1 protein-coding gene is annotated in these 1842 nt (G+C 67.8%); it reads left to right on the forward strand.

The window, feature by feature from the left end:
- Window positions 1-509: 509 nt before the first annotated feature.
- Window positions 510-1842 (forward strand): ALF repeat-containing protein (locus tag IE321_RS41355; protein WP_229916872.1); only part of this gene is annotated, 1333 nt, incomplete at its 3' end.

Genomic DNA, 1842 nt, shown 5'->3' on the forward strand with positions numbered 1-1842 from the left:
CGCTTCATTCAAGAGCTCGATCCCTCCACATGTCCAGCAGGGCAAACCGGAAGCGATCATGCAGTGTTGGCCAATTCGCCCGCTGAGACAGTCGGCTTGACGAAGGTTGTAGGGACGAGCGTGAAGGAACCGTGAAGATCCAGAGGTGCAACCTTCGCGAATGTGTGGGGTTACACGCGCGAATAGAAATTCCACCGAGAGACGTTTGGGGTCGAAATTTCCAATTTGCTGGATGGGTCGCGCTTTGTGATCTGTAATGAGTAACGGAGTCGATTACCCGAGAAAACGGAACAATTGCCACGGATCGAGCCGCAGAACCGCACCCCGCATTGCTATCCAATTGACGTTTAACTGAATGGGTGTTGGGATCATGCTGCCTCGACGCCCGGACAGCACCTGCGCGCTATTTGCGCATCCGTCCGGGCAACGCGTCGGGCGGACGGCACCGTGCCGTGCCATCGGGGTGAGTACGGGCCGGACAGACACAGTGAGAGTGGAAAGGAGTCGTGATGTCACAGCAATCACGGCGGGGATTGAGTAGGCGTCAGGCGCTGGCCATTTTCACCGGGGTAGCGGCCGGCAGCGTGCTGTCCAGCGGTGTGTTCGGGACGCGCCCGGCGTACGCGGCGAGCGGCTCGGGTGGCACGCCGCCGGTGCCCGAGGAATCTGGGATTCCGGATACCGATCGCGGCAAGGTGGTCTGGGCGTACCGATCGGGCCGCCGGGCCGTCCGCACCGCGGCGGCCGCGGCGCTGGCCGGCTCCGCCGCGGACATAACGGATTTCCTCGTTCAGAAGGCACCTGTGGCCTGGGCCGAGGACAACAGGTTCGCGCTCACGGAGTCCCTGGCCACAGCGGGCTCGGCGACGCGCAACGCCATCGGTGCGGCGCTGTCCGGCGGGAACGCAGCGGTCGAGGCCCTCCTCCAGGGCGGTTACCAGACTGCCGTGGACGAGGATCTCAGGGTGGCCGTGAGTACGGTCCAGGCCCACGGTGCCAAGGCTGTGAAGCGTGACGCGTCCGCCGCGCTGGCGGCCGATTCCCCCTTCGCGTTGCGCGCCTTCCTCAGTGACGGGCGGTTCACCGCGCAGGAGGAGGACGATCGTGTGCAGGTGATGACCATCCTCGCCTCAGGATCACCACAGGTGCGTGAGTACGCGGGTCGGGCCATGAACGACGGGTCGGCCAGGGCCATCCGGTGGTTCCTGGAGACGGGTCAGTACATCGCCCGGGCACGCGACGAGGAAGCGGCCACGATCCAGCAGTTGGTCGACGTCGTGGAGAAGGAAGGACGCCGCGCCAGTCTGAAGACCGACGAGGCTGTCGAGCTGTCCAACCAGGCAGTCAGTGCTTCCGAGAAGGCGAAAGCCTCGGCGTTGGAGGCCAAGGCCGAGGCCTTGGCCGCCGAGCAGGATGTCGCACGCTCGGCCAAGGCGGCAGGGAAGGCCGCGCAGGCGGCCAAGGGCGCGGCCGCGGCCGCGTCGACCGCGGTGTCCGCCTCACGGACGGCACAGGCCGCCGCACAGCGTTCGGTGGCTGCCGCCAATGCCGCTGCCGCGGCTGCGGCTTCGGCGGGACGCGCTGCGGCGAACGCGTATCGTGCGGCGATCGCCGCTTCCAAGGACAGGGCGATGGCCGGCGCGGCCAACGCGGCGGCGGACATCGCGCTGAAGCTGGTGAGCTTCGTGCGCACGGTGGCCGCCAAGGCGGACATGGCGGCCTTGGCTTCCGACGCGGCGGTGCGGGCGGGCGACGCCGCCCGCAACTCGGCGATCAACGCGGCCGCAGCCGCCGGCGCGGCGGCCGACGCGGCCGTGGCCTCCGGAGCGGCACAGTCCGAGG

This window comes from Streptomyces hydrogenans (assembly GCF_014656075.1).
GTDB lineage: Bacteria > Actinomycetota > Actinomycetes > Streptomycetales > Streptomycetaceae > Streptomyces > Streptomyces hydrogenans.